Genomic DNA, 21,266 nt, shown 5'->3' on the forward strand with positions numbered 1-21,266 from the left:
ACCCCTCCCCAAACCCTCCAGAACCTGCCGGGGCCCGCGAATCCCACAGACCCGACCAGCCCCACAAGCTCTACAAGTCCCGCGTCAGTCCTTGTTGTTGGGACGCAGCGTCCACACGACCTGCATCTCGCCGGTGACCGCACCGTCCGCACGGCGGATCTCGATCTTCACCGGGAACTCCGGGCGCTGCCCCGCGTCCAGCTCGGCCACGACCTCGGCGGCCGGGCGGCCCAGCCTGGCGGTCGCGGTGACGGCGCCCATCGCCAGCTTCTTGTAGGCGATCTCGGCCCGCACGGCGAGCGGCACGGCACGCGAGAGCTGGTCGCCGAACGCGGCCAGCACGATGGCCCCACTGGCCGACTCCCCGAGCGTGAACATCGCACCGGCGTGCGGCCCACCCACGTGGTTGTGGAAGTCACCCTGGTCCGGCAGGGACACCACGGCCTGGTCCGGAGACGTCTCCAGGAACTCCAGGTTCAGCGTCCGGGCCATCGGGACGGTGGCGGCGAGCATGTCGCCGATCGACATCTGGTCTGCGCTCATGTCGCCATGTTACCCGTGGGTAGGGTGGCTGGCCAGTACCCCCCGTTGATCACCGCTGTATCGTTGCGGCCCATGTGGCCAGGGGAACAGCCGCCGGGAAGCGGCCAGCAGCACAACCCGTACCAGCAGCCCGGCTACCAGCAGCCCGGCCCCTACCAGCAGCCGAATCCGTACCAGCAGCAGCCCAACCCCTACGCCGGGCAGCAGCCGCCCACCCCGTGGGGACAGCCCCCGGCACCGCAGCCGGGCGGCGGCGGTCGCACCAGGCTGGTGGCGATCCTGGCGGCGGCCGCCGTGGTGGTCACGGCCGGTGTGACCGGGGTCCTGCTGCTGGGCGGCAAGAGCGACGACAAGGCCCGGCCCGACCCCGCCACGTCCTCCCCCACCGCCACGGCCCCCTCGCCCGGGGACAACCCGCGCTCGGCGGACGACGTCCCGAAGCCGACGGTCGCCGGCTGGAAGGTCGTGGTGAACCCGGTCACCGGCATCGCCTTCGACGTCCCCGCCGGCTGGCAGGTGCGCTCCAAGGACTGGATCACCTACGTCACCGAGGACTCCGACGACAAGGTGCTGGTCGGCATGAAGGCCCCCGCCGTGCTGAAGGAGAAGTGGTGCGGCACGGACGAGGACAAGGACGGCAAGACCGACTACACCCCGCTGGCGAACGTGGGCACGCGCGGGAACAAGGGCGCCAAGAACCCGGCCGACGTCGCCCGCCAGGACTCGGCTAATTGGGTCTACGGCTGGTACACGCAACCGGACCGCAAGAAGGTCACGACCGGCCCGGTCACGTCGTTCACCACCGCGTCCGGCATCACGGGCAGCGTCGCCACTTCCCGGTCGTCCGGGACGGTGAAGCGGGACCGGTGCGACACCGACGGCAAGGCGACCACGTTCGCCTTCAAGGACCGTGACGGCGCCATGCTGTCGTGGTCGTTCTTCGGTGCCGAGGGCGTCTCGGAGGAGGTCCCGGACGCCACGGTCAGCAAGATCATGCGGACCGTGCGGCTGTACGACGAGCAGTCACACTCCTGATTCGGTACGTCCCTGACAAGGGCCGGTGACCGAATCGTGTCCCTGGGCGCACTAGGGTTACTGGCCATGTGGCCAGGAGAGCAGCCGCCCGGGGGCGCGCAGAACCCGCAGAACAACCCGTACCAGCAGCCGGGTTACCAGCAGCCGAATCCGTATCAGCAGCCCGGCTACCAGCAGTACCCGCAGCAGGGTCAGCAGCCGAACGCGTACGGGCAACAGCCGCAGTGGGGAGCACCCGCTCCCGCGGGTGCCCCGCAGCCGCCGCAGAACGGCGGCGGTGGCGGTGGCGGCAACCGGACCAAGCTGGTCGCCATCGTCGCGGCAACGGCCGTCGTCGTCGCGGCCGGTGTCACCGCGTTCCTGGTTCTCGGCGGTTCCAAGAAGGACGAGGCCGACAGCGGCAAGGACAAGGGCAAGGCAAGCCAGTCACCGAAGACGGATCCGACGGCGAGTTCGTCGGCCACGAACGACGACCCGCGCGGCGACGAGACCGAGAAGCCGACCGTCGCGGGCTGGAAGGTCGTCGTCAACCCCAAGTTCGGCACGGCGTTCGAGGTCCCGGCGAGCTGGGAGGTCGAGTCCCCCGACACCTCCGTCTTCATGGAGGACCACGCCGACAACGACAAGCTGATCACCTCGGTGTCCGGACCGGCCGAGTACCAGTCGAAGTGGTGTTCCACGGACAGCGACAAGGACGGCAGGACCGAGAACACCGCACTGGCCGTCGCCGGCACCCGGGGCGAGAACGGCGCGAAGAGCCCCGCCGACGCGGCGGTCACGCGGGTGCCGTGGTACGTCTACGGCGGCTACACCCAGCCCGACAAGAGGAGCATCACCTTCGACAAGAAGGCCACGCCCTACAAGACCGCGTCGGGCCTCCAGGGCGCCTACGCCTGGGCCCACTCCGCCAACAGCCCGCAGAAGGGCAAGTGTGCGAGCGACGGCAAGGCCCTGACCTTCGCCTTCAAGAACTCGGCCGACGACATCGTGTCGTTCGACTTCTACGGCGCCAAGGGCGTGCACAACGAGGTCGGCACCGCGACGATCATGAAGATCCTCAGCACGGTACGGCTGCACGGCGATCCGACGAACAGCAACTGACGAACCGGCGGTGGAGGGCCGGGAAGCCGCCCGGTGACCTCCACCGCCTACGCCGTCAGACCGGGCAGCCGGGCCCGGTGGCGGGGTCGGTGCAGGTGTTGCTGCCGGGTCCCTGCCTCCCGCACGGCAGGCCGGGACCCGGCCCCCTTGCGGAGCGGATCCAGCGGGGGGTTCGGTGTCAGTTGCGGCAGCCGGTCCAGGGTGACGCTGGTGACCCCGCCCTCGTTGTCGAAGCCGGCAATGACGGCCATGCCTTCGTGGAGGACAGCAACATCAACGCCAACCGTGCGGTGGGTCTGGGCGGCGTAGGGGGCGGATTCGCCAACTTCGGCTCCGGCAACGTGTCTCTGACCGACAGCAACGTCAACGACAACCGCGCCACGAACGCCCCCGGGCAATGCCTCCGCCCTTCAAGTCGGCGGTGTTGTTGACCACCCGGCTGCGGGTGAGTCGGAGCGTTCCGTCGACGGCGATGCCGCCGCCGTTGTTGAAGGCGTGGTTGTCGCTGATCTGGCTCTGCGTGATGTTCATCGTGGTACCGCCGACGCCGCCGGAGAAACTGCCCTGGTTGTCCCGGATGTTGCCGCGGTCCAGGTTGAGGGTGCCGTTGAGAACCGCGATGGCGCCGCCGAAGTCAGCGAACGACGTGGTCGCATCGCCGTTGGTGATCGTGATCCGGTCCAGGTTCAGGTCGGCGTGGACCTTCATGGCGCCGAATGACGGGGCGCTCGTGCTCCGCGTGATCGTCGCGCTGTTGACGGCTTGGACGAACGCCGTGGAGTCACAGGGAACCTCCGTCTGCGCGGACGCCGGCGATGCCGTGGCCAGCGCGGTCGACGCATACGGCAGGGGACAGGTACAACGAGCTGCGACGCTGCATCTTGTGATCCTTCCGGGTGTGCGGACGGTCCCTGCACCGCCAGTCCGATTCCCCGCGTCAAGCCTCCGCCGTCGGTTTCAGCCCCTTTCCACCCGGATGCATCGCAATGGTTCACCGCAATGGATCACCGCGATGAGTCACCCCACAGCGCGCCCGACAACCGCTCCGATCCCCTCAGCCGATGCCGAAGGCTCCGTCGGGGGGCTCGGGAGAGGGTACGGCCTCGCTGTCGCCGACCGGCTGGGCGGCACCGATGAAGTCCCGCAGCGCCGGACCGTGTTCGACCCGGGCCGGGAAGACGTCGGCGGCGGTGAGACGGGCGACGGCAGCCGTGTCGACGGGCCGGTGCGAGGCGACGAGAACCGCGTTGCCGAACCGCCGACCGCGCAGCACGCCCGGCTCGGCGATCAGCGCCAGCTCCTCGAACACGGCCGCGAAGTTGGCCAGTTGGGAACGCAGGAACCCGAACGGCGCAGCGTCGGCAAGGTTGGCCAGATAGACCCCGTCGGGCCGCAGCACACGCTCGGCCTCGCGGGCGTAGGTGAGCGAGGTGAGATGGGCCGGGACCCGTGAGCCGCCGAACACGTCGGCGATCAGCACGTCGGCCGAGTCGTCCGGGGCGGCCTCGAGCCAGGCCCGGGCGTCGGCGCTGTGCAGCACGACACCCGAGCCCGCCGGAACCGGCAGATGCTCGACGACCAGGTCCAGCAGCCCCCGGTCGGCCTCGACCACGTCCTGCCGGGAGCCGGGCCGGGTGGCGGCGAGGTACCGGGGAAGCGTGAGCGCTCCCCCGCCCAGGTGCACCACGTCCAGCGCGAGCCCCTCCCCGGCCACGGTGTCCAGCACGTACCCGAGCCGCCGCGTGTACTCGAACTCCAGATACGTCGGCTCGTCCAGGTCGACGTAGGACTGCGGCGCCCCGTCGACCGTGAGCAGCCAGGCCCGCTCCCGGTCGACATCGGGCATCAGCTTGGCGGTGCCGTGGTCGACGGCCCGGGTCACAGGTATGGCTTCACTCACGACGCCATTGTCTCCGGTCCGGGAGGCCACCGGGCACAAGGTCCCGGCCAGGGGCGCGGGGCACCGCGCGGCCGGCCGTCACCGGCCGGCGGTCCCCCACGCACCGGGCCCCCTGCGGTCCGGGGACCCTCAGCCGACAGAGGTGACCGTACCGGCGCCCACGGTCCGCCCGCCCTCACGGATGGCGAACCCGAGGCCCGGCTCCAACGGCACATCGCGCCCCAGCTCGACCGTCATCTCGACCGTCTCCCCCGGCCGCGCGACCGCCACCTCCCCCAGGTCGACGTCCCCCACGACATCGGCCGTACGGATGTAGAACTGCGGTCGGTACCCCGTCGACACCGGCGTCGTACGCCCGCCCTCGCGCCCGGCCAGCACGTAGACCCGCGCCGCGAAGCGCCGGCTCGGCACCACGCTCCCCGGCGCGGCCACCACGTGCCCCCGCCTGACGGCGTCCCGCGGCACACCGCGCAACAGCACGGCCACGTTGTCCCCCGCCTGCGCCTCCTCCATCGGCTTGCCGAAGGTCTCCAGCCCGGTGACGACGCTCTCCACGCCGGCACCGAGCACCGACACCCGGTCCCCCAGGCGGAGCGTGCCCCGCTCCACGGCGCCCGTGACGACCGTGCCCCGCCCGGTGATGGTGAGCACGTTCTCCACCGGCAGCAGGAACGGCGCGTCCAGATACCGCTCGGGCATCGGCACATAGGTGTCTACCGCGTCGAGCAGCGCCTCGATCGACGCCGTCCAGCGCGGGTCGCCCTCCAGCGCCTTCAGCCCGGAGACCCGTACGACGGGCACGGTGTCCCCCGGGTACCCCTGCGCGGTGAGCAGGTCGCGGACCTCCAGCTCGACCAGGTCGGTCAGCTCCTCGTCGCCCGCGTCGGCCTTGTTGAGCGCGACGACGACGTGGTCGACACCCACCTGCCGGGCGAGCAGCACGTGCTCGGCGGTCTGCGGCATGATCCCGTCGAGCGCGGAGACGACGAGGATCGCCCCGTCGAGCTGCGCGGCGCCGGTGACCATGTTCTTGACGTAGTCGGCGTGGCCCGGCATGTCGACATGGGCGTAGTGCCGGGTGTCGGTCTCGTACTCGACGTGCGCAATGTTGATGGTGATACCGCGGGCGGCCTCCTCCGGGGCCCGGTCGATGCGGTCGAACGGGACGAAGGTGCCGGTGCCGCGCTCGGCCAGGACCTTGGTGATGGCGGCGGTCAGGGTGGTCTTGCCGTGGTCGACGTGGCCCATCGTGCCGATGTTCAGGTGCGGCTTGGTGCGCACGTATGCCGTTTTGGACATGGCTGTACCTCGAAGCCTCTCAGCGGTACGGAAACGCGGGACCCCGGGGAGTGGCCGACCCTCCCCCTGCGGGGTCCGCCGGACGATCCGGAGAGGGTCAGCTTCGGGCGCCGTCGACAGCGGCCGCGAGGATCGGGACGGCAGCCTTCGGCGCATCCGCGACGGCGGATGCTGCGAGGAGGAAGGCGTACCGGAACATGTCGACGATCATCGCCGACGGTTTGTCCGGCGTCGAATGGTTTTTCGCGGTACGCGAGTCGGGGCAGCGGGTTCGGCTGCCCTCGGGAAATGTTCTGGCGGTCCTCAGGAGATGTTCTTCAGCGCCTCGCGCACGGTCAGCGGCGCGAACCGGCTCCGCTCACGTGCCAGGAAGCCGCGTACGGCCTCGGGATCGGTCTTGGCGTACTCGCGCAGGCACCAGCCGATGGCCTTGCGGACGAAGAAGTCGGGGTGGCCGGACTGGAGCAGGCAGTAGGCGAACAGCCGGCCGGTGTCGGTGCGTTCCTTGTAGCGGAGCTGGTGCAGCAGGGCCGTACGCGCCACCCAGAGGTTGTCGTCGGTGATCCAGGCGTCCATGTCGGCCGTGAGCGCGGGCTCTGCCGCGACCAGGGCGCCGACGAGGTGCGCGGCGAGCAGATCGACGGTGTCCCACCAGGAGACGGTGGTGACGAGGTGCCGGGCGACGGGCAGGAACGCGGAGGAACAGCGGGCCGCGTGGCGGCGCAGGTAGTCCACGGCGAAGTAGTGGTACTCCCGCTCGGGCAGCTGCCAGCAGCGCAGGGCGATCGCGGTGCAGTCGGCCTCGTCCGGCCGGGAGGTGCCGGCCAGGACGGTGCGGGACAGGGTGCGCCGGTCCGGGGTCGGGATCCCGAGGAAGGGCGCCACGTCCTTCATGTACGCCCGCATCGCCGCGGCCCTGCCGGGATCGGCCGCGGCGGCGTACGTGGCGGTCAGCCGCTCCAGCACGGCGTCGGCGAGGGCGCTGGGCGGCACGTCCGGCGGGGCCGCACCTGTGACGGTCATGGGACGAACGATACGGCGATCACCCGGTCACGGGCCGTCCTGCCCGGCGACGACCAGGCGGTAGCCGTGGTCCACGGACTCCCGGTCCAGCAGGTCCGCGTGGCGGCGCTGCCGGTCTCCCATGGCCAGGTCCGCGCGCAGTCGGGCGACCGCCGGTTCGACGACGGACGGGGGAAGTTGGGCGAACGTGGAACTCGCCCGCCGGATGATCGGGGCGAGGTAGCGCTCCGGGCCGCCGCCAGTACGCGATCTGGAACCCGTCGGTGAAATCGTGCGGGACGGTGAAGGGAAGGACGGTGTCCGCACCGAGCGCCGGCGCCGGACTCGCCCCCCGGATCCGGTACCCGGCCCGGGGCCTCGCCACGGTCCGGCACGGCGGCCAGCCGGCCCGCCGACCGCTCTGGCCGACCTGCTCGGCCGCACCCGCGCCCGGATCCTGGCGCTCCTCGCGGAACCCGGGAGTACGACCGGACTGGCCCACCGACTGGGCGTCAGCACCGGCACGGTGAGCCGGCACCTCGGTGTCCTGCACCGCGCCGGACTGGTCACCCGTGCCCGCCACGGCCACCTGGTCCTTTACCTGCGCAGCCCCTTGGGCGATCAGCTGTCGGCGTAGGGACCTCGATCACCGCATGGCCGCATGGCCGCATGGCTAGATTGAGGCGGTGGAGACGACACACCGGCCCGCAGCGCGGGTCATCTGCCTGGACGCCGCCCACCGCGTACTCCTGCTGGGCTGGCGCGACCCGTTCGACGGCACACTGCTGTGGGAACCGCCCGGCGGGGGCATAGATCCCGGTGAGACGCCGCTGGAGGCGGCACGGCGCGAACTGGCCGAGGAGACCGGACTGGACCCGGCCGCGGTCACCGACCGGTCCGTGCCCGTCGAACGAGACGTGTGGTGGAACGGCAAGCGCTACACGGGCTCGGAGCAGTTCTTCCTGGCACGGTTCGCCGAGGAACAGCCGACGCTCGTACGGACCGGCCTGCTGCCCGACGAGCAGATCACCCTCGACACCCATGCCTGGATCGCCTGGCCGGACCTGGCCTCGCTCCCGGACCGCCTCGAACCGCCCCAGCTGCTGACCGTACTGGAAGCACTGGTACCGGAGGGCCCCTGGCGGACCTGAAGCGGCCGGCACGGGACAGCCCGGCAGGCCCTGCGTACGGGGACCGGTGATGAGACGGACCATACGGCGATCACACGCATGCGTCGGTTAGGGTCGCCGGATGCTCGATGCCGACCGCTCTGGCACCGCCACGGCCTCTCCCCGGGCCGCCGCCATGGAGCAGGCCGTCCCCACGGCCGTTCCCGTCCCGCCCCTGCCTCGCGTGGGGTTCGCCGCCCGCTGCAGGGGCCTGGTGCTGTCGCCGTACGCGCGGCTGTCCCTGCTGCTCGCCCTGCTCGCGGGCGCCGCGTCCTGCGTGCTCGCGTTCGAGCCGCAGCGGCTGCTCACGCACGGCTGGCCGCCGCAGCTGGGCGGCGCCGCGGCGGCCGTCGTGTTCGCGGTGGCGTACGGGCTGTGCACGGTGGCGTTCGTGCCGCGCCCCCTGCTGAACCTGGGGGCGGGCGCGCTGTTCGGCTCCCAGCTCGGCCTGACGACGGCGCTGGCCGGCACGGTGCTCGGCGCCGGCGTCGCCTTCGGACTCGGCCGGGTGCTGGGGCAGGACGCGCTGCGGCCGTTGCTGCGCGGCCGCTGGCTGAAGGCGGCCGACGGGCAGCTCAGCCGGCACGGGTTCCGTTCGATGCTGGCGGCCCGGCTCTTCCCGGGTGTGCCGTTCTGGGCGGCGAACTACTGTGCCGCCGTCTCCCGGATGGGCTGGCTGCCGTTCCTGCTGGCCACGGCCCTCGGCTCGATCCCGAACACGGCCGCCTACGCGGTCGCCGGCGCCCGCGCCTCGGCGCCGACCTCGCCCGCCTTCCTGATCGCGATGGCCTCCATCGCCCTGCCGGCGCTCGCGGGCACGGTGGTGGCCTGGCGCAAGCGCCACCACCTGCGCGAGCAGTGATCGGCTGTTGACCGGCCGATGATCCTTCAGACGCCTTCCAGGATCATCGCGTTGGCGAGCCCGCCGGCCTCGCACATGGTCTGCAGGGCGTAGCGCGCACCGCGCTCGCGCATGGCGTGGACCAGGGTGGTGGTCAGACGGGTGCCACTGGCGCCCAGCGGGTGGCCGAGGGCGATGGCGCCGCCGTGCACGTTGACCTTGGCGAGGTCGGCGCCGGTCTCCTGCTGCCAGGAGAGGACCACGCTGGAGAAGGCCTCGTTGATCTCGAACAGGTCGATGTCGGCCAGGCTCAGCGAGGCCCGGCGCAGCACCTTCTCCGTCGCCGGGATGACACCGGTGAGCATCAGCAGCGGGTCGGAGCCGGTGACGGCGAAGCTGTGCAGGCGGGCGAGCGGGCGCAGGCCGAGACGGGCCGCGGTCTCGCTGGAGGTGATCAGCACGGCGGAGGCGCCGTCGTTGACGGGGCTCGCGTTGCCCGCGGTGACGTTCCACTCGATCTGCGGGAAACGCTCGGCGAAACCGGGGTCGTAGTAGGCGGGCTTGAGGCCGCCGAGGATCTCCGGGGTGCTGCCGGGCCGTACGCACTCGTCGCGGGTGACGCCCTCCAGCGGCGCGACCTCGGCGCCGAACAGGCCGGCCTCCCACGCGGCGGCGGCCTTGTGGTGCGAGGAGACCGCGAACTCGTCCATCCGCGCGCGCGTGAGGGACCACTTGGCGGCGATGAGTTCCGCGCTGATGCCCTGCGGCACCAGGCCCTCCGGATAGCGCTCGGCCACGCCCGGACCGAAGGGGTCCTTGCCGGCCGGCACGTTGGACCACATCGGCACGCGGCTCATCGACTCGACGCCGCAGGCGACGACGAGGTCGTAGGCGCCCGAGATGACGCCCTGCGCGGCGAAGTGCACGGCCTGCTGGGAGGAGCCGCACTGCCGGTCCACGGTGGTCGCCGGGACCGCCTCCGGGAATCCGGCGGCGAGGACGGCGTACCGGGTGGTGTTCATGGCCTGCTCGCCGACCTGGTCGACGGTGCCGCCGATGACGTCGTCGATCAGCGCCGGGTCGACGCCGGAGCGCTCGACCAGGGTGCGCAGGGTGTGCGCGAGGAGCTGCACGGGGTGGACGTGGGCGAGGGAGCCGTTCGGCTTGCCCTTGCCGATGGGGGTGCGTACGGCTTCGACGATCACTGCGTCTCGCATGGTGCGGGCCTCCTTGGCCGCCTGGCTACCCGTAGGGAGCTACCAGTGAGTAGGAAATCCAAACTCACGATAGCTCGCCGAGTTGGAAAATCAAACCCTCATCTAGACTGGCCACCATGGCCGCCACGAAAGACCCGCGCCCCTGCTCCATCGCCGACGCCCTCGCCGTGGTCGGCGAGAAGTACTCCCTGCTCGTCCTGCGCGAGGTGTGCCTGGGCAACGGCCGCTTCGACCAGCTCGTGCGCAACATCGGCGCCCCGCGCGACATCCTGGCCACCCGGCTGCGCCGGCTCGTGGACGCGGGGATCCTCACCAAACGCGCCTACAGCGAGCGCCCGCAGCGCTTCGAGTACCGGCCCACACCGGCCGGGCTGGAGCTGGAGCCGGTCCTGATGACCCTCAAGGAGTGGGGCGACCGCCACCTGCGCCAGGGAGCCGACCTCCCCATGGTCATCGAGCACAGCTGCGGCAGCGAACTGGTCCCCCAGGTCACCTGCCGGGCCTGCGGCGAGCCCGTCCACCACGAGGACCTGACGGCCCACCCGCAGGCCCCGGGCTGGACGATCACCGGCCCGGCGGCCGCCCGCCCCGTCGGCCGCTCCTCGCACCCGACCTGATCGGGCACAGGATGTCGGGTCCGGCAGGGCGAGTCCTTCCTAACGTGAGTTCGAAAGGGAAGGAGGCCGGGGTGCTGGAGCGACTGAACCAGGCCATGGAGCACATCGAGGGCCACCTCGACCGGCGGATCGAGGGGGCCGACCTCGCGCGGATCGCGGTGACTTCGGAGTACCACCTGCGGCGGCTGTTCTCCGCGCTGGCCGGGATGCCGCTGTCGGAGTACATCCGGCGCAGGCGGCTCACGGTCGCCGGCGCCGAGGTGCTGGCCGGGGACCGGACGCTGCTGGAGATCGCGGTGCGGTACGGCTACACGTCGGGGGACGGCAGCGCCTGCGACCGGTACACGTCCAGCCGTCCGCACATCCCGAACTTCCCCTCCTCCGAGGGCTGTTCGGCCCGTACGGCGGCTTCGGCGAGGTGGGAGACATCGCCGCGTCCCAGACGGTCCAGGTGGTCCCCGGTGGTCTCCGCGGCCGCGCGTGCCCCGTGCCGCCACCGCTCGCGCCACTCGGCCAGCCGAGGCCGCACGAGGGCTGCGGCGGCCCGGTGGAAGGCAGCCAGGGACTCGGGTCCGGTGGCCGCACGCAGGGCGCGGTACCCCTCCAGGGCCAGGTCCCGGCGGGCGCGGGCGAGCCGCTCCCGCTGCTCCTCGGGCGCGTCGGCCGGGATCACGGTCGCGGCGGCGTACGTGTCCGGGTCGGTCAGGTACCGCGGGGGCAGGGTGAGCACCGCGTCACCGGCCTCCGGCAGGCCGCTGTTCTGCATCAGGACGGTGATGCGCAGGTCGCCGTCGTTGACCAGCCGGTGGACCGTGCCCGGCGTGAACCAGGCGACCGTGCCCGCCTCCAGGGGCGTGACCCGGTACCCGGACACCGTCAGCGTCTGGACGGCACCCGTGCCGCCCGTGACCACGTACGCCTCCGAACAGGCCAGGTGCAGATGGGGAGTTCCGCCGTGCAGGCCGTCGGCTGCGGGCCAGTCGTAGACGCACAGGCGCGACACGGCGACCCCGCCGGGCAGCCCGGCGTACCCGCTCACCACGGGTGCGCCTCCAGGTACGCGGTGATCTCCTCCCGCCCCCAGGCACCGTCCGCGACGACGACGCGGTAGCGGCGGGTGAGGGTGTCGGCGGGGGCCAGTTCGAACTCCTCGTGGAAGGCCCAGGACGGGGCGATGGCCGCGAAGGGTTCGTTGCGGACGAACCAGTGGGCGGGGTGGGTTCCCCCGGCACCCGAGTGATCGTTCTCCGGGGCGTGCGCGAAGACGACGGTGGCGCGCCCGTCGGTGCCGTCGTGCTCGCCGGACAGGGCCAGCCAGGGGCCCTGCGTACCCATCAGCTCCGGGCCCTCCCCGCCGGGGCCGACGATCCGGCCGCCGCGGAAGGCACGCGGGCCGCGCCAGAACAGGCCGGTGTAGCCGGCCATCTCACGCCCGGCCGTGGTCGGACTGCCGAAGCGGAGGGGCTCGTCGCGGCGGTTGGTCACCGCGGACGACCAGGTCAGCGCCCAGGTGCCACAGGCCGGGGCGACGTCGTGCACCTCGACGCGGCGGACCTCCTCGGCCCACAGCTCGCCGCCGTGCGGGTGCCAGGTCAGCCGCTCGGCGATGACGGCCCGGTCCTCGTCCGCGGCGATCTCGTCGAAACCGACGTGCGCCATCGAGCCGACCCGCTCGGGGAGTTCGAGATAGCCCTCGCCATGGACGTACGTGTTGCCGCCCCACAGGTTGGCCCCGGACAGATGCGAGGCGGTCAGCGACAGGCCCTTGTGCCAGCGGTGGTCGTTGGGCCGGTAGTCGGTGACGACGTCGCCCGCCAGGGTGCGCACCGGGTGGAGGTACGGCTTCGGCGCCTCCCAGGCAGCCTCCCGGCGGTAGACGTAGGCGAACAGCTCGACGCCGGTGAGCGGTTCCGTCAGGGTGATCCGGTCGCCGTGGGCGTGCACGAGGCGCAGGCCGCCGCTCATGCCGGGACCTCCTCGGCCTCCTCGGGCGCCCAGCCGGGCGCGTCGCCGTGCAGGGCCGTGTAGTACGGGTCGCCGGGGCCGATCTCGCCGCGGCGTACGGTCGTGTCGGTGAACGCCGACTTGTACAGGGCGGTGATCAGCTCCAGGCTGGTGCGCCCGTCCGGCCCGCTGCTGCGGGGCCGCTCCCCCGCGCGCATGCTCGCGACCAGCTCCCGCAGCTGCGCGAGGTGCGAACTGGGCACGTCGGGCCCGAAGTCGCGCCAGGCGGCGACCTGTTCGGACGGCACGTCGGGAGCCGGGGTGATCCGCCAGTCGGCGTTGGCGTGCCCGTAGAGGTGGGTCAGTTCGACGGTGGCACGTTCGCAGTCGACGCGGACACGGCTGACCTCGTCGGGGCTGAGCACACTGTTGACGACGGTCGCCAGCGCACCGTTCTCGAAGCGGACGAGTGCGGTGGAGACGTCCTCGGTCTCCACGTCGTGCACCAGCCGGCCGGCCATGGCCCGCACCTCGCTCCACGGCCCGAGCAGGTCGAGCAGCAGATCCATCTGGTGGATGCCGTGCCCCATGGCCGGGCCGCCGCCCTCGGTCTGCCAGCGACCCCGCCAGGGCACGGCGTAGTAGGCGGTGTCCCGGTACCAGGTGGTCTGGCAGTGGGCCACCAGCGGGCGCCCCATCGTCCGTTCGGCGAGGAGCCGGCGCACATGCCGGGATCCGGAGCCGAAGCGGTGCTGGAACACGATCGACGCGTACGGCCCGCCGTCGGTGCCCTCCTCCGCCTCGATCGCGTCGAAGTCGGCGAGCGAGGGCACCGGGGGCTTCTCGCACCACACCCAGGCTCCGGCGCGCAGCGCGGACACCGTCTGTGCACGGTGCAGCGTGGGCGGGGTGCCGATGGTGACCAGGTCCGGCCGCTGCTCGGCGAGCATCAGGTCGACGTCGGTGTAGGCGTGCGGGATTCCGGCCTCGGCGCAGAACGCCTCGACGGCGTCCTTGTCGATGTCGACGGCGGCCACGACCTCCGTCTCGCCCTCCTCGGCGAGCCGGGTGAGCGCGGGCAGATGCGATCCGCGCCCGATGGCGCCGGCGCCGATGACGGCGGCCCGGATGCGCCGGCCGGAGAAGGGGGATGTCGAGCGAGGCATGGGCGGGTTCAGCACTCCTCCGGGGACGGCGGCGGGCGCGGTGCGGCGGGTGCGGCAAGCGCTTTCTCCTGCGCTGCAACGTAAGCGGAGGCGCCGGGGCCGGTCAACACCCGGTGCCGCCCTTGGACCTTCGTGTCCCTCCGCTCACCGCGGGCCGGCGCCGAACCCCTGTTCCCGGGCGGGCCGGGAAGCCCGATACGCTGCACTCGTCACATGATCACCACGTATCCCATCAGTGCTTGGACGTCGCACCTTCATGTCTTGGTTTGAATCCCTCGTCCTCGGACTCGTCCAGGGGCTGACCGAGTTCCTGCCCGTCTCCTCCAGCGCGCATCTGCGGCTGACCGCGGCCTTCTCGGGCTGGAAGGACCCCGGGGCGGCCTTCACCGCGATCACCCAGATCGGTACGGAGGCGGCGGTACTGATCTACTTCCGCAAGGACATCGGGCGGATCATCTCGGCCTGGTTCCGTTCGCTGTTCGACAAGGCGATGCGGCACAACCACGACGCCCAGATGGGCTGGCTGGTGATCGTCGGCTCGATCCCGATCGGTGTGCTCGGTGTGACGCTCAAGGACCAGATCGAGGGCCCGTTCCGCGATCTGCGGATCACCGCGACGATGCTCGTCGTCGTCGGTGTGGTGATCGGCATCGCCGACCGCCTGGCGGCCCGTGACGAGACCGGGGGGCGGCACCGCGCGCCCAAGCAGCGCAAGACGCTGGAGAACCTCGGCGTCAGGGACGGCCTGATCTTCGGTCTCTGCCAGGCATGTGCCCTCATCCCCGGTGTCTCCCGCTCCGGAGCGACCATCAGCGGCGGCCTGTTCATGGGCTACCGGCGCGAGGCGGCCGCCCGTTACTCCTTCCTGCTGGCCATCCCGGCGGTGCTGGCGTCCGGGCTGTTCGAGGTGAAGGACTCGGTGGGCAGCGGCGATGTCGACTGGGGCCCGACCCTGTTCGCGACGGTGATCGCGTTCGCGTCGGGTTACGCGGTGATCGCCTGGTTCATGAAGTGGATCTCCAACAAGAGCTTCATGCCCTTCGTCTGGTACCGCATCGCCCTCGGCATCGTCATCATCGCGCTGGTGACCGCGGGCGTCCTGAGCCCCCACGCGGCGGAATCGGCGAGCTGAGGGGCCTGACGGTCCACCCCGGCTCCGGTGCGTCCACCGCCGTTTCGGACATCTCCCACGCCCTGGACGGGACGGGCCTGAACGAGCCCCCTCCAACCTGCCCTCCCGCTTCCCCGAAGCGGCCATGGCCTGCGGATCCAGTGGCCGCGAGGGGGACGAACGAGCTTGTCCGGAGGGGAAGTTCACCGCCACCCGCGACTTCTTCCGCTCGGCGGCCCGTCGGGGCATATGCCTTCTGGGCTGGCGCGACCGCGAACGCGGGCGTGCCGGCCGGTGACCAAGCCCATACGTTCTGAGTAGCGACGCGGTAGCGCAGTGTCAGTGCTTGCCCCTACGCTTGTCCGCATGTCCCCCGATTCACTGACCCCTGGTTCCGTGCGGTCTGCTGCCGAGGTGAACGAGCAGATCCGGGCGCTGTGGCTGCGTGCGGGCGGCACCCTGTCGGCCCAGGAGCGCGCGGAGTACGAGCTGTTGGTGGTCGAGTGGGCGGCGGCCATCCGCGGAGAGATCATCGAGGCGGCCTGAGACCGGAGTCCGGAGCCGGTGCCCGGCCCGCGACGCTACGCGCGCAGATGCGCGAGCACCTCGTCGGTCACGGTGTACGGCCGCTCCTGCGGCAGCAGCTCCGCCGCGCGGTCGAGGTCGCCGGCCCGCACCAGCCCGTGGATCTCCGTCGCCAGCGGTGTCACGTCCTCGATCCCGACGATCCACTCGTCCGCGTACCGGGCGGCCGCCTCGCCCGCGAGACCGAGCTGCAGCGAGCGGTGCGGCAGCGCGTTGAGGTGCAGGTCCCGCTCCGGGTCCCACTGGACACGGGCCGGAGACCGCCTCAACTCCCGTTTCCAGGCCGCCTGGTTCTCGTGCAGGCCGGAGACGTAGTGCGACAGGCAGGAGTTGCGCAGGGCCCACTCGAAGCCGTCGCGGGCGATCTCGACGGCGAGGACCGTCTCCTGCCCCTCCTTGGTCCCCCAGCCGCAGCGGTACATCATCCACAGGAACGACGGCTTGATCCAGGTCATCCGGTCCCGCTTCCAGGAGGCCGGGAAGCGGCCGGTGCGGGCCGCGGGGCCGCCGATCTCCGGGCGGTACGCCTGGTAGACGGTGACCGTGGAATCCGTGTGGCGGGCCCGGATCCGGAACTTCGGCTCGGGTTCAACTGCTTGTTCGACTGACTGATCGTTCACGAGGACAGGTTCGGTCGTCCGGTCTCCCCCGCACCACCGAATATTCGGCGAGCCTCTTGGCACCTGGCGCCCGGTGTCCAACACTGTGCCGATGACGCAGCGTGTGGAGCTCGCTACCGTGATGGACCGGCTGGCCGTGGACGAGTTGGTCACCGAGTACGCGGCGGCGGTGGACGACGGTGACTGGGCGGCGTACCGAGGGTTGTTCACGCCGGACGGGCGGGCCGACTACCGTTCCGCCGGCGGCATCGAGGGCGAGGCCGGCCGGGTGGCCGGGTGGCTCGCCGAGAGCCTGGACCTGTTCGCGATGCGGCAGCATCTGATCGTCAACCGGCGGCTGCGGTTCGGGATCCTGGAGCACGACACCGGGGACACCGCCCGGGTGCGCGCCGACTACGTCAACCCGATGCGCTTCGCCGGCGACGGCGACTCGGGCGCGCCGGACCTGGTGTGCGGCGGCCGGTACGACTTCGGGCTGCTGCGCACGCGGGAGGGCTGGCGACTGCGCGAGGTCGTCGTGCACGAGAAGTGGCGCCGGATGCCCGAGCGCAGCCCGGCGGCCCTGCCCGAGTGAGCCGCCGGGCCGCCTCGACGCCCTCTGTCGGAGATCGCTTCCGGCGCGCACACTGGAGGCAGCCCTTGGTAGGGAGACTCCGTATGAGGACGTTCGACCGCTGGCCGACCTCCCCCTGGCGGCGCTCCGTCGCCGCCGCTCTCGCGGGCGCTCTGCCCGTGTTCGCGTTCCCGGCGCCCTCTCTGTGGTGGTTCGCGTACGTCGCTCTCGTCCCCTGGATCCTGCTGGTGCGCTCGGCACCGACCGGACGGCGGGCGGCGTACGACGGCTGGTTCGGCGGCTTCGGGTTGATGCTGGCGGTGCACCACTGGCTGCTGCCCAGCCTGCACGTGTTCCTGTTCCTGATAGCCGGGCTGCTGAGTCTGCTGTGGGCGCCCTGGGGCTGGCTGGTCCGCCGGTTCCTGGGCGGGACGCCGTCACCGGGGCGGGGCGTGGCCGCGCTGCTGGTGCTGCCGTCGGCGTGGCTGGCGGTGGAGCTGGTCCGCTCCTGGCAGGGCCTCGGCGGGCCCTGGGGCATGCTCGGCTCCAGCCAGTGGCAGGTGGGCCCGGCACTGCGGCTGGCGTCGGTGGGCGGGGTGTGGCTGCTCAGCTTCCTGGTGGTGGCCGTCAACGTCGCGGTCGCCATGCTGGTGGCCGTGCGCGCGTTCCGGATACCCGCCCTCGCCTCGCTCGTCGCCACCGCCGCCGCCACCTCGGCGGCCTGGGCGTGGGCACCCCGCCCGGACGTCGACGGACGCGTCCGGATCGCCGTCGTACAGCCCGGCGTCATGGACGGCGGCGACCGGCGCTTCGACCACGAGGAACAGCTGACCCGGCAGTTGGCCGGGCAGCACGTCGACCTGATCGTCTGGGGCGAGAGCAGCGTCGGCTTCGATCTGGGCCGCCGGCCCGACCTGGCGCGGCGGATCGCGGCGCTGTCCCGGCAGACCGGTGCGGACATCCTGGTCAACGTGGACGCGCGCCGTTCGGACCGGCCCGGCATCTACAAGAGTTCGGTGCTCATCGGCCCGGACGGCCCGACCGGCGCCCGGTACGACAAGATGCGCCTCGTCCCCTTCGGGGAGTACGTCCCGGCCCGCTCCCTGCTCGGCTGGGCCACTTCCGTCGGCAAGGCGGCGGGCGAGGACCGGCGGCGCGGCACCGAACAGGTCGTGATGGACGTCGGGCACGGGCTGCGCATCGGACCGATGATCTGCTTCGAGACCGCGTTCCCGGACATGAGCCGCAATCTCGCCCAGGACGGTGCGGACGTCCTCCTCGGCCAGTCCGCGACCTCGACCTTCCAGCACAGCTGGGCTCCGGAACAGCACGCCTCGCTGGCCGCGCTGCGCGCCGCCGAGACCGGCCGCCCGATGGTGCACGCCACCCTGACCGGCGTCTCCGCCGTCTACGGCCCGGGCGGGCAGCGCCTCGGCCCGTGGCTCGGCACCGGCGCGAGCACCGCCCGCTTGTACGAGGTGCCGCTCGCGCACGGCGTCACGCCGTACGTCCGCTACGGCGACTGGCCGGTGCACGGCGCGCTGCTGGTGCTGGCGGCGCTGTGCGGCACCGAAGGCGTGCGGGCGCTCAGGCAGCACCGGCCGGGCCGAGAACCGCTCGTACGACCCGCTCGCACAGCTCATGGGTCGCCAGTGCGTCACGGGCGCTGAGCACCTTGCCCGCGCGGACCGCCTCCAGGAAGGCGAGGACCGCCTGCTCGATGCCGCGCTGGCGGGCCACCGGCACCCAGTCGCCGCGCCTGCGCACCGTCGGCTGTCCCTTGTGGTCGACGACCTCGGCGAGGTTGAGCACCTGGCGCTTGGTGTCCTGCCCGGAGACCTCCAGGATCTCCTCGGCCGAGCCGCTGAGGCGGTTCATCACGCCGAGCGCGGTGAAGCCGTCCCCGGCGAGCTGGAGCACGACGTGGTGGAGCAGCCCGGCCTCGGTGCGGGCGCGGACGGTGACGTCGTCGACCGGACCGGGCACCAGGAACCTCAGGGTGTCGACGACGTGGATGAAGTCGTCCAGGATCATCGAGCGCGGTTCCTCGGGCAGCCCGATCCGGTTCTTCTGCATGAGGATCAGCTCGCGCGGATGGTCCCGGCACTGCGCGTAGGCGGGGGCGTAACGCCGGTTGAAGCCGACGAAGAGCGAGACGCCGCGCTCCTCGGCGAGGGCCACCAGCCGTTCGGAGTCGGCGAGTCGGTGGGCGAGGGGCTTGTCCACGTAGGTGGGCACGCCCGCTTCGAGCAGCCGGGTGACGATCTCCGGGTGGGCGACGGTGGGCGCGTGCACGAAGGCCGCGTCGAGGCCCGCCTCCAGCAGGGAGTCCAGGGTCGCGTGCCGCCTGTCCCCGGGCAGGCGGAGCGAGTCCGCGACCCGGGTGAGGGTGTCGGGCGTGCGGGTCTGCAGGTGGAGGTCGATCTCCGGCTGGGTGCCCAGCACCGGCAGGTACGCCTTCTGCGCGATGTCCCCGAGACCGATGCAGCCGACCTTCACGTGCACTCCCCTACCGCTTGCCTGCGTGTGCCTCCTCGGAAGCATACGGCGGCCGCCAGTCGGCGATGCCGTCGAAGCTCCGCAGGAACAGGGCGGGACCGGCCTTGCGACGCGACCGGCGCCGTCTTCAAGGAGCAGCCGGCCGCGCTGCTCACCGCCGTCGGCTCGACCGACCCGGCCCGGCATGTGCTGTCGGTGATCGCCTGGGCGGACGGGCTGATGTTCTCGTGCGCGGCCGGTTCCTTCAGCGCCGAGGTACCGGGCCTGGAGGAGGTCCGCAAGGGGCTGCGGGAGCTGCTGACCGGGATGCTGGGCACCTGAAAACCCCTGGTGGCACCCCGCGTGATGTTGCGAGGATGGGGACATGACGACGGAACGCCAGGAGCCCGCCCAGAACGCCGGTGAACGCGCCATGCTGGAGGGCTGGTTGGACTACCACCGCCGGACGCTGGCCGTGAAGTGCGAGGGCCTGACCGACGAGCAGCTGCGGACCGCGTCCGTGCCACCGTCCGAGCTGTCCCTGATGGGCCTGGTGCGGCACATGGCCGAGGTGGAGCGGGGCTGGTTCCGCAAGGTCCTGGTGGGAGACGACCCGGGGCCGATCTACTTCACCGAGGAGGACCGGGACGGCGAGTTCCACCTCACCGAGGCGGACACCTGGAAGGAGGCGTACGGCACCTGGCAGGCGGAGATCGAGACGGCCCGGCGCAACGCGGCCGGCTTCGCGCTCGACGATCTCTCCCGGGGCAGGAGCCGGTTCACCGATGAGCCGTTCAACCTCCGGTGGATCTACACGCACATGATCGAGGAGTACGCCCGGCACAACGGCCACGCCGACCTCGTCCGCGAGCTGATCGACGGCGCCACCGGCGACTGAACGTCATCCCCGGCGCCCCGAAACCCTCCGTACGGGGAACGAGTTCACCCGTGCGGGGGGCGCATCCTCCGGTGCGCGGTGCCAATCCGGCGGCCGACCCACCAGAGTTGCCCGGGTGCATCGAACGACGACCACCACAGCGCTCCTGTTCACCGTGGCCGTCTCGGCCCTCTCCGGCTGTGTGACGGTACCGGGTCCGGCGACACCGGTGCCTCCGCCCGGCACCGCGCCCTCGCAGCCGTCCGCACCCCGGCCGGACGGCAGTGCCGAGCCACGGGTGGTGCAGGCACCGGCGCGGGAGGCTCTGGAGATGGCCGGACCGTCCAAGCATCCGCGGCCCGCGCGTGCGACCGCCACCCCGCGCCGGGCGCCGGGCGCACCGCCGGTCACCCACCGCCCGTCGGCCCCGCCCGCACACCCCCGGCCGCACCCGCGCCCGGACCACCCCCACGAGCCGCACCCCGGCGTGCCGGACGTGTCACAGCCGGTCCCGAAGGCCCCGGACGTGTGCGCCCTCGGCAGGCGGTACGGCGGCTGGCGCGGGGACAGCCCCGAGGCTGCGATCTGCGATCAGGCGTACGGCCGTTGACCGCGGCGGTGGCGGCATACGGCTAGGGAGTGGGCCGCTGTCGCGGTGGGCCCCAGGAGTCGCCGCCCGGGGAGCCGTCCTCCCCCAGGCGCAGCTCCAGGCGGCTGATCGCCGCCCGTACGCCGTCGCCGTAGCCGTCGTCGGTCAGGGAGTCGGCGGCGCGGCGGGCCCGGCGCAGATGACTGCGGGCGGCCTCGGCGCGGCCCAGCTTGTCGTAGTCGGCGGCCAGGTTGAGGTGGAGCGAGGGGAAGAAGGCGCGGACGCTCAGCGGATCACCGGTACCGCGGCCGTCCGCCAGCTCCTCCGCCGCGGACAATGCCCTGAGGTCCCAGGCCAGTTCGTCGCAGGGGTCGTCCTGGGTGTCGGCCAGGTAGTGGGCCAGGGTGCAGCGGTGCAGCGGGGCGCCGTCCTCGCCGATCTCCGCCCACAGCTCGAGGAAGCGGTGCCGGGCCTCCTCGCGGTCGCCGCCGTGGTGCAGCATCACGACCTGTCCGATCCGCGTCAGCACGGCATCCGGCGCCGCCTGCTCCTGTCGCTCCGCCACCACGTCCTCCGGGGCCGTCGTCGGCTTTCTGGCCGGCTGTGCGGTCAGCTGTCC

General features: G+C 72.0%; 25 protein-coding genes and 2 pseudogenes. 14 read left to right on the forward strand and 13 right to left on the reverse strand.

Translation table 11 applies throughout. The features are described 5' to 3' along the window. Positions 1-84: 84 nt before the first annotated feature. Positions 85-528: a DUF4442 domain-containing protein gene (locus FB157_RS42110; RefSeq protein ID WP_145886505.1), complete on the reverse strand. Its 444-nt coding sequence runs from the start codon at positions 526-528 to the stop codon at positions 85-87. Positions 529-615: 87 nt separating this feature from the next. Here FB157_RS42110 and FB157_RS42115 point away from each other — a divergent pair, with 87 nt between their 5' ends. Continuing rightward, complete coding sequence (locus tag FB157_RS42115) at positions 616-1,578, forward strand: hypothetical protein (protein WP_145886369.1); 963 nt, start codon at positions 616-618, stop codon at positions 1,576-1,578. Positions 1,579-1,644: 66 nt separating this feature from the next. Then, the gene (locus FB157_RS42120) at positions 1,645-2,679 is read left to right on the forward strand and encodes a hypothetical protein (RefSeq protein WP_145886371.1); all 1,035 of its coding nucleotides are present in this window, start codon (positions 1,645-1,647) and stop codon (positions 2,677-2,679) included. Between the two features lie 47 nt (positions 2,680-2,726). Here the strand turns inward: FB157_RS42120 and FB157_RS42125 are convergent, their stop codons facing one another. The 5 genes from FB157_RS42125 to FB157_RS42145 all read right to left on the reverse strand — a co-directional run bounded on the left by FB157_RS42125 (position 2,727) and on the right by FB157_RS42145 (position 6,901). After that, positions 2,727-2,930, reverse strand: coding sequence for a hypothetical protein (locus tag FB157_RS42125; protein WP_145886373.1), 204 nt, complete (start codon positions 2,928-2,930; stop codon positions 2,727-2,729). A 112-nt stretch (positions 2,931-3,042) separates the two neighbouring features. Beyond that, the gene (locus FB157_RS42130) at positions 3,043-3,387 is read right to left on the reverse strand and encodes a hypothetical protein (protein ID WP_145886375.1); all 345 of its coding nucleotides are present in this window, start codon (positions 3,385-3,387) and stop codon (positions 3,043-3,045) included. A gap of 346 nt (positions 3,388-3,733) precedes the next feature. Next, positions 3,734-4,579 (reverse strand): spermidine synthase, encoded by an 846-nt coding sequence (locus FB157_RS42135; protein ID WP_145886377.1) that lies wholly within the window; start codon positions 4,577-4,579, stop codon positions 3,734-3,736. A gap of 129 nt (positions 4,580-4,708) precedes the next feature. Further along, positions 4,709-5,878 carry an elongation factor Tu gene (gene tuf, locus FB157_RS42140; RefSeq protein ID WP_145886379.1) on the reverse strand — a complete coding sequence of 390 codons (1,170 nt, stop codon included), beginning with the start codon at positions 5,876-5,878 and terminating at the stop codon, positions 4,709-4,711. Positions 5,879-6,181: 303 nt separating this feature from the next. Next, positions 6,182-6,901 carry a DNA alkylation repair protein gene (locus FB157_RS42145; RefSeq protein ID WP_145886381.1) on the reverse strand — a complete coding sequence of 240 codons (720 nt, stop codon included), beginning with the start codon at positions 6,899-6,901 and terminating at the stop codon, positions 6,182-6,184. Positions 6,902-7,172: 271 nt separating this feature from the next. Between FB157_RS42145 and FB157_RS42155 the strand changes: the two genes are divergently transcribed. The 3 genes from FB157_RS42155 (at position 7,173) to FB157_RS42165 (ending at position 8,911) form a co-directional block, all read left to right on the forward strand. Continuing rightward, positions 7,173-7,517, forward strand: a complete 345-nt coding sequence (locus FB157_RS42155) for a helix-turn-helix transcriptional regulator (RefSeq protein WP_186581928.1) — start codon at positions 7,173-7,175, stop codon at positions 7,515-7,517. Between the two features lie 49 nt (positions 7,518-7,566). Further along, the gene (locus FB157_RS42160) at positions 7,567-8,031 is read left to right on the forward strand and encodes an NUDIX hydrolase (RefSeq protein WP_145886383.1); all 465 of its coding nucleotides are present in this window, start codon (positions 7,567-7,569) and stop codon (positions 8,029-8,031) included. Between the two features lie 100 nt (positions 8,032-8,131). Further along, positions 8,132-8,911, forward strand: coding sequence for a TVP38/TMEM64 family protein (locus FB157_RS42165; protein ID WP_145886385.1), 780 nt, complete (start codon positions 8,132-8,134; stop codon positions 8,909-8,911). A 26-nt stretch (positions 8,912-8,937) separates the two neighbouring features. Here the strand turns inward: FB157_RS42165 and FB157_RS42170 are convergent, their stop codons facing one another. Then, positions 8,938-10,107, reverse strand: a complete 1,170-nt coding sequence (locus FB157_RS42170; RefSeq protein ID WP_145886387.1) for a thiolase family protein — start codon at positions 10,105-10,107, stop codon at positions 8,938-8,940. 116 nt (positions 10,108-10,223) lie between these two features. Between FB157_RS42170 and FB157_RS42175 the strand changes: the two genes are divergently transcribed. Both FB157_RS42175 and FB157_RS42180 read left to right on the forward strand, forming a co-directional pair. Beyond that, positions 10,224-10,724, forward strand: coding sequence for a helix-turn-helix domain-containing protein (locus FB157_RS42175; RefSeq protein ID WP_145886389.1), 501 nt, complete (start codon positions 10,224-10,226; stop codon positions 10,722-10,724). A gap of 71 nt (positions 10,725-10,795) precedes the next feature. Further along, a pseudogene (locus tag FB157_RS42180) lies at positions 10,796-11,056 on the forward strand (helix-turn-helix domain-containing protein); the annotation flags it as partial. Here FB157_RS42180 and FB157_RS42185 read toward each other — a convergent pair. The 3 genes from FB157_RS42185 to FB157_RS42195 are packed head-to-tail and all read right to left on the reverse strand — an operon-like array spanning position 11,032 to position 13,834. Beyond that, the gene (locus FB157_RS42185; protein WP_145886391.1) at positions 11,032-11,766 is read right to left on the reverse strand and encodes a cupin domain-containing protein; all 735 of its coding nucleotides are present in this window, start codon (positions 11,764-11,766) and stop codon (positions 11,032-11,034) included. The pseudogene FB157_RS42180 and the gene FB157_RS42185 sit on opposite strands and share 25 nt — an antisense overlap. Continuing rightward, positions 11,760-12,689, reverse strand: a complete 930-nt coding sequence (locus FB157_RS42190; RefSeq protein ID WP_145886394.1) for a PmoA family protein — start codon at positions 12,687-12,689, stop codon at positions 11,760-11,762. Before FB157_RS42190 ends, FB157_RS42185 begins: the two co-directional genes overlap by 7 nt. Further along, complete coding sequence (locus tag FB157_RS42195; protein ID WP_145886396.1) at positions 12,686-13,834, reverse strand: Gfo/Idh/MocA family protein; 1,149 nt, start codon at positions 13,832-13,834, stop codon at positions 12,686-12,688. The genes FB157_RS42190 and FB157_RS42195 overlap by 4 nt, the downstream gene beginning before the upstream one ends. Positions 13,835-14,090: 256 nt before the next feature. Between FB157_RS42195 and FB157_RS42200 the strand changes: the two genes are divergently transcribed. Together FB157_RS42200 and FB157_RS42205 are read left to right on the forward strand one after the other, a co-directional pair. Next, entirely contained in the window at positions 14,091-14,966 is an 876-nt protein-coding gene (locus FB157_RS42200; protein WP_145886398.1) for an undecaprenyl-diphosphate phosphatase, read from the forward strand. 345 nt (positions 14,967-15,311) lie between these two features. Beyond that, a complete protein-coding gene (locus FB157_RS42205; RefSeq protein ID WP_145886400.1) occupies positions 15,312-15,491 on the forward strand; it encodes a hypothetical protein in 180 nt (59 codons plus the stop codon). A gap of 35 nt (positions 15,492-15,526) precedes the next feature. Here the strand turns inward: FB157_RS42205 and FB157_RS42210 are convergent, their stop codons facing one another. After that, entirely contained in the window at positions 15,527-16,150 is a 624-nt protein-coding gene (locus FB157_RS42210) for a DUF4291 domain-containing protein (protein WP_145886402.1), read from the reverse strand. Between the two features lie 91 nt (positions 16,151-16,241). Between FB157_RS42210 and FB157_RS42215 the strand changes: the two genes are divergently transcribed. Further along, positions 16,242-16,724: a nuclear transport factor 2 family protein gene (locus FB157_RS42215; RefSeq protein WP_145886404.1), complete on the forward strand. Its 483-nt coding sequence runs from the start codon at positions 16,242-16,244 to the stop codon at positions 16,722-16,724. An 83-nt stretch (positions 16,725-16,807) separates the two neighbouring features. Beyond that, positions 16,808-18,373 carry an apolipoprotein N-acyltransferase gene (gene lnt / locus FB157_RS42220; RefSeq protein ID WP_145886406.1) on the forward strand — a complete coding sequence of 522 codons (1,566 nt, stop codon included), beginning with the start codon at positions 16,808-16,810 and terminating at the stop codon, positions 18,371-18,373. On the opposite strand, the gene FB157_RS42225 is transcribed toward lnt, so the two are convergent. After that, entirely contained in the window at positions 18,291-19,202 is a 912-nt protein-coding gene (locus FB157_RS42225) for a Gfo/Idh/MocA family protein (RefSeq protein ID WP_145886408.1), read from the reverse strand. The two genes, lnt and FB157_RS42225, sit on opposite strands and share 83 nt — an antisense overlap. Positions 19,203-19,310: 108 nt before the next feature. Here FB157_RS42225 and FB157_RS42230 point away from each other — a divergent pair. From FB157_RS42230 to FB157_RS42240, 3 genes and pseudogenes are all read left to right on the forward strand, one after another. Then, positions 19,311-19,523, forward strand: a pseudogene (locus FB157_RS42230) (TetR/AcrR family transcriptional regulator); the annotation flags it as partial. Positions 19,524-19,566: 43 nt separating this feature from the next. Next, the gene (locus FB157_RS42235; RefSeq protein ID WP_145886410.1) at positions 19,567-20,079 is read left to right on the forward strand and encodes a DinB family protein; all 513 of its coding nucleotides are present in this window, start codon (positions 19,567-19,569) and stop codon (positions 20,077-20,079) included. Between the two features lie 115 nt (positions 20,080-20,194). After that, positions 20,195-20,668: a hypothetical protein gene (locus FB157_RS42240; protein WP_145886412.1), complete on the forward strand. Its 474-nt coding sequence runs from the start codon at positions 20,195-20,197 to the stop codon at positions 20,666-20,668. 22 nt (positions 20,669-20,690) lie between these two features. Here the strand turns inward: FB157_RS42240 and FB157_RS42245 are convergent, their stop codons facing one another. Beyond that, a complete protein-coding gene (locus tag FB157_RS42245; protein ID WP_145886414.1) occupies positions 20,691-21,212 on the reverse strand; it encodes a hypothetical protein in 522 nt (173 codons plus the stop codon). Between the last annotated feature and the right edge of the window lie 54 nt (positions 21,213-21,266).

It is taken from the genome of Streptomyces sp. BK340 (assembly GCF_007827595.1).
In the GTDB taxonomy this organism is placed as follows: Bacteria; Actinomycetota; Actinomycetes; order Streptomycetales; family Streptomycetaceae; genus Streptomyces.

Bases quoted from the DNA above. Each gene is read 5' to 3' on its own strand.
- FB157_RS42110 (WP_145886505.1), bottom strand. From the start codon at position 528: ATGTCGATCGGCGACATGCTCGCCGCCACCGTCCCGATGGCCCGGACG.
- FB157_RS42115 (WP_145886369.1), top strand. From the start codon at position 616: ATGTGGCCAGGGGAACAGCCGCCGGGAAGCGGCCAGCAGCACAACCCG.
- FB157_RS42120 (WP_145886371.1), top strand. From the start codon at position 1,645: ATGTGGCCAGGAGAGCAGCCGCCCGGGGGCGCGCAGAACCCGCAGAAC.
- FB157_RS42125 (WP_145886373.1), bottom strand. From the start codon at position 2,930: ATGGCCGTCATTGCCGGCTTCGACAACGAGGGCGGGGTCACCAGCGTC.
- FB157_RS42130 (WP_145886375.1), bottom strand. From the start codon at position 3,387: ATGAAGGTCCACGCCGACCTGAACCTGGACCGGATCACGATCACCAAC.
- tuf (WP_145886379.1), bottom strand. From the start codon at position 5,878: ATGTCCAAAACGGCATACGTGCGCACCAAGCCGCACCTGAACATCGGC.
- FB157_RS42145 (WP_145886381.1), bottom strand. From the start codon at position 6,901: ATGACCGTCACAGGTGCGGCCCCGCCGGACGTGCCGCCCAGCGCCCTC.
- FB157_RS42165 (WP_145886385.1), top strand. From the start codon at position 8,132: ATGCTCGATGCCGACCGCTCTGGCACCGCCACGGCCTCTCCCCGGGCC.
- FB157_RS42170 (WP_145886387.1), bottom strand. From the start codon at position 10,107: ATGCGAGACGCAGTGATCGTCGAAGCCGTACGCACCCCCATCGGCAAG.
- FB157_RS42175 (WP_145886389.1), top strand. From the start codon at position 10,224: ATGGCCGCCACGAAAGACCCGCGCCCCTGCTCCATCGCCGACGCCCTC.
- FB157_RS42190 (WP_145886394.1), bottom strand. From the start codon at position 12,689: ATGAGCGGCGGCCTGCGCCTCGTGCACGCCCACGGCGACCGGATCACC.
- FB157_RS42195 (WP_145886396.1), bottom strand. From the start codon at position 13,834: ATGCCTCGCTCGACATCCCCCTTCTCCGGCCGGCGCATCCGGGCCGCC.
- FB157_RS42200 (WP_145886398.1), top strand. From the start codon at position 14,091: ATGTCTTGGTTTGAATCCCTCGTCCTCGGACTCGTCCAGGGGCTGACC.
- FB157_RS42205 (WP_145886400.1), top strand. From the start codon at position 15,312: ATGTCCCCCGATTCACTGACCCCTGGTTCCGTGCGGTCTGCTGCCGAG.
- FB157_RS42215 (WP_145886404.1), top strand. From the start codon at position 16,242: ATGACGCAGCGTGTGGAGCTCGCTACCGTGATGGACCGGCTGGCCGTG.
- lnt (WP_145886406.1), top strand. From the start codon at position 16,808: ATGAGGACGTTCGACCGCTGGCCGACCTCCCCCTGGCGGCGCTCCGTC.
- FB157_RS42235 (WP_145886410.1), top strand. From the start codon at position 19,567: ATGACGACGGAACGCCAGGAGCCCGCCCAGAACGCCGGTGAACGCGCC.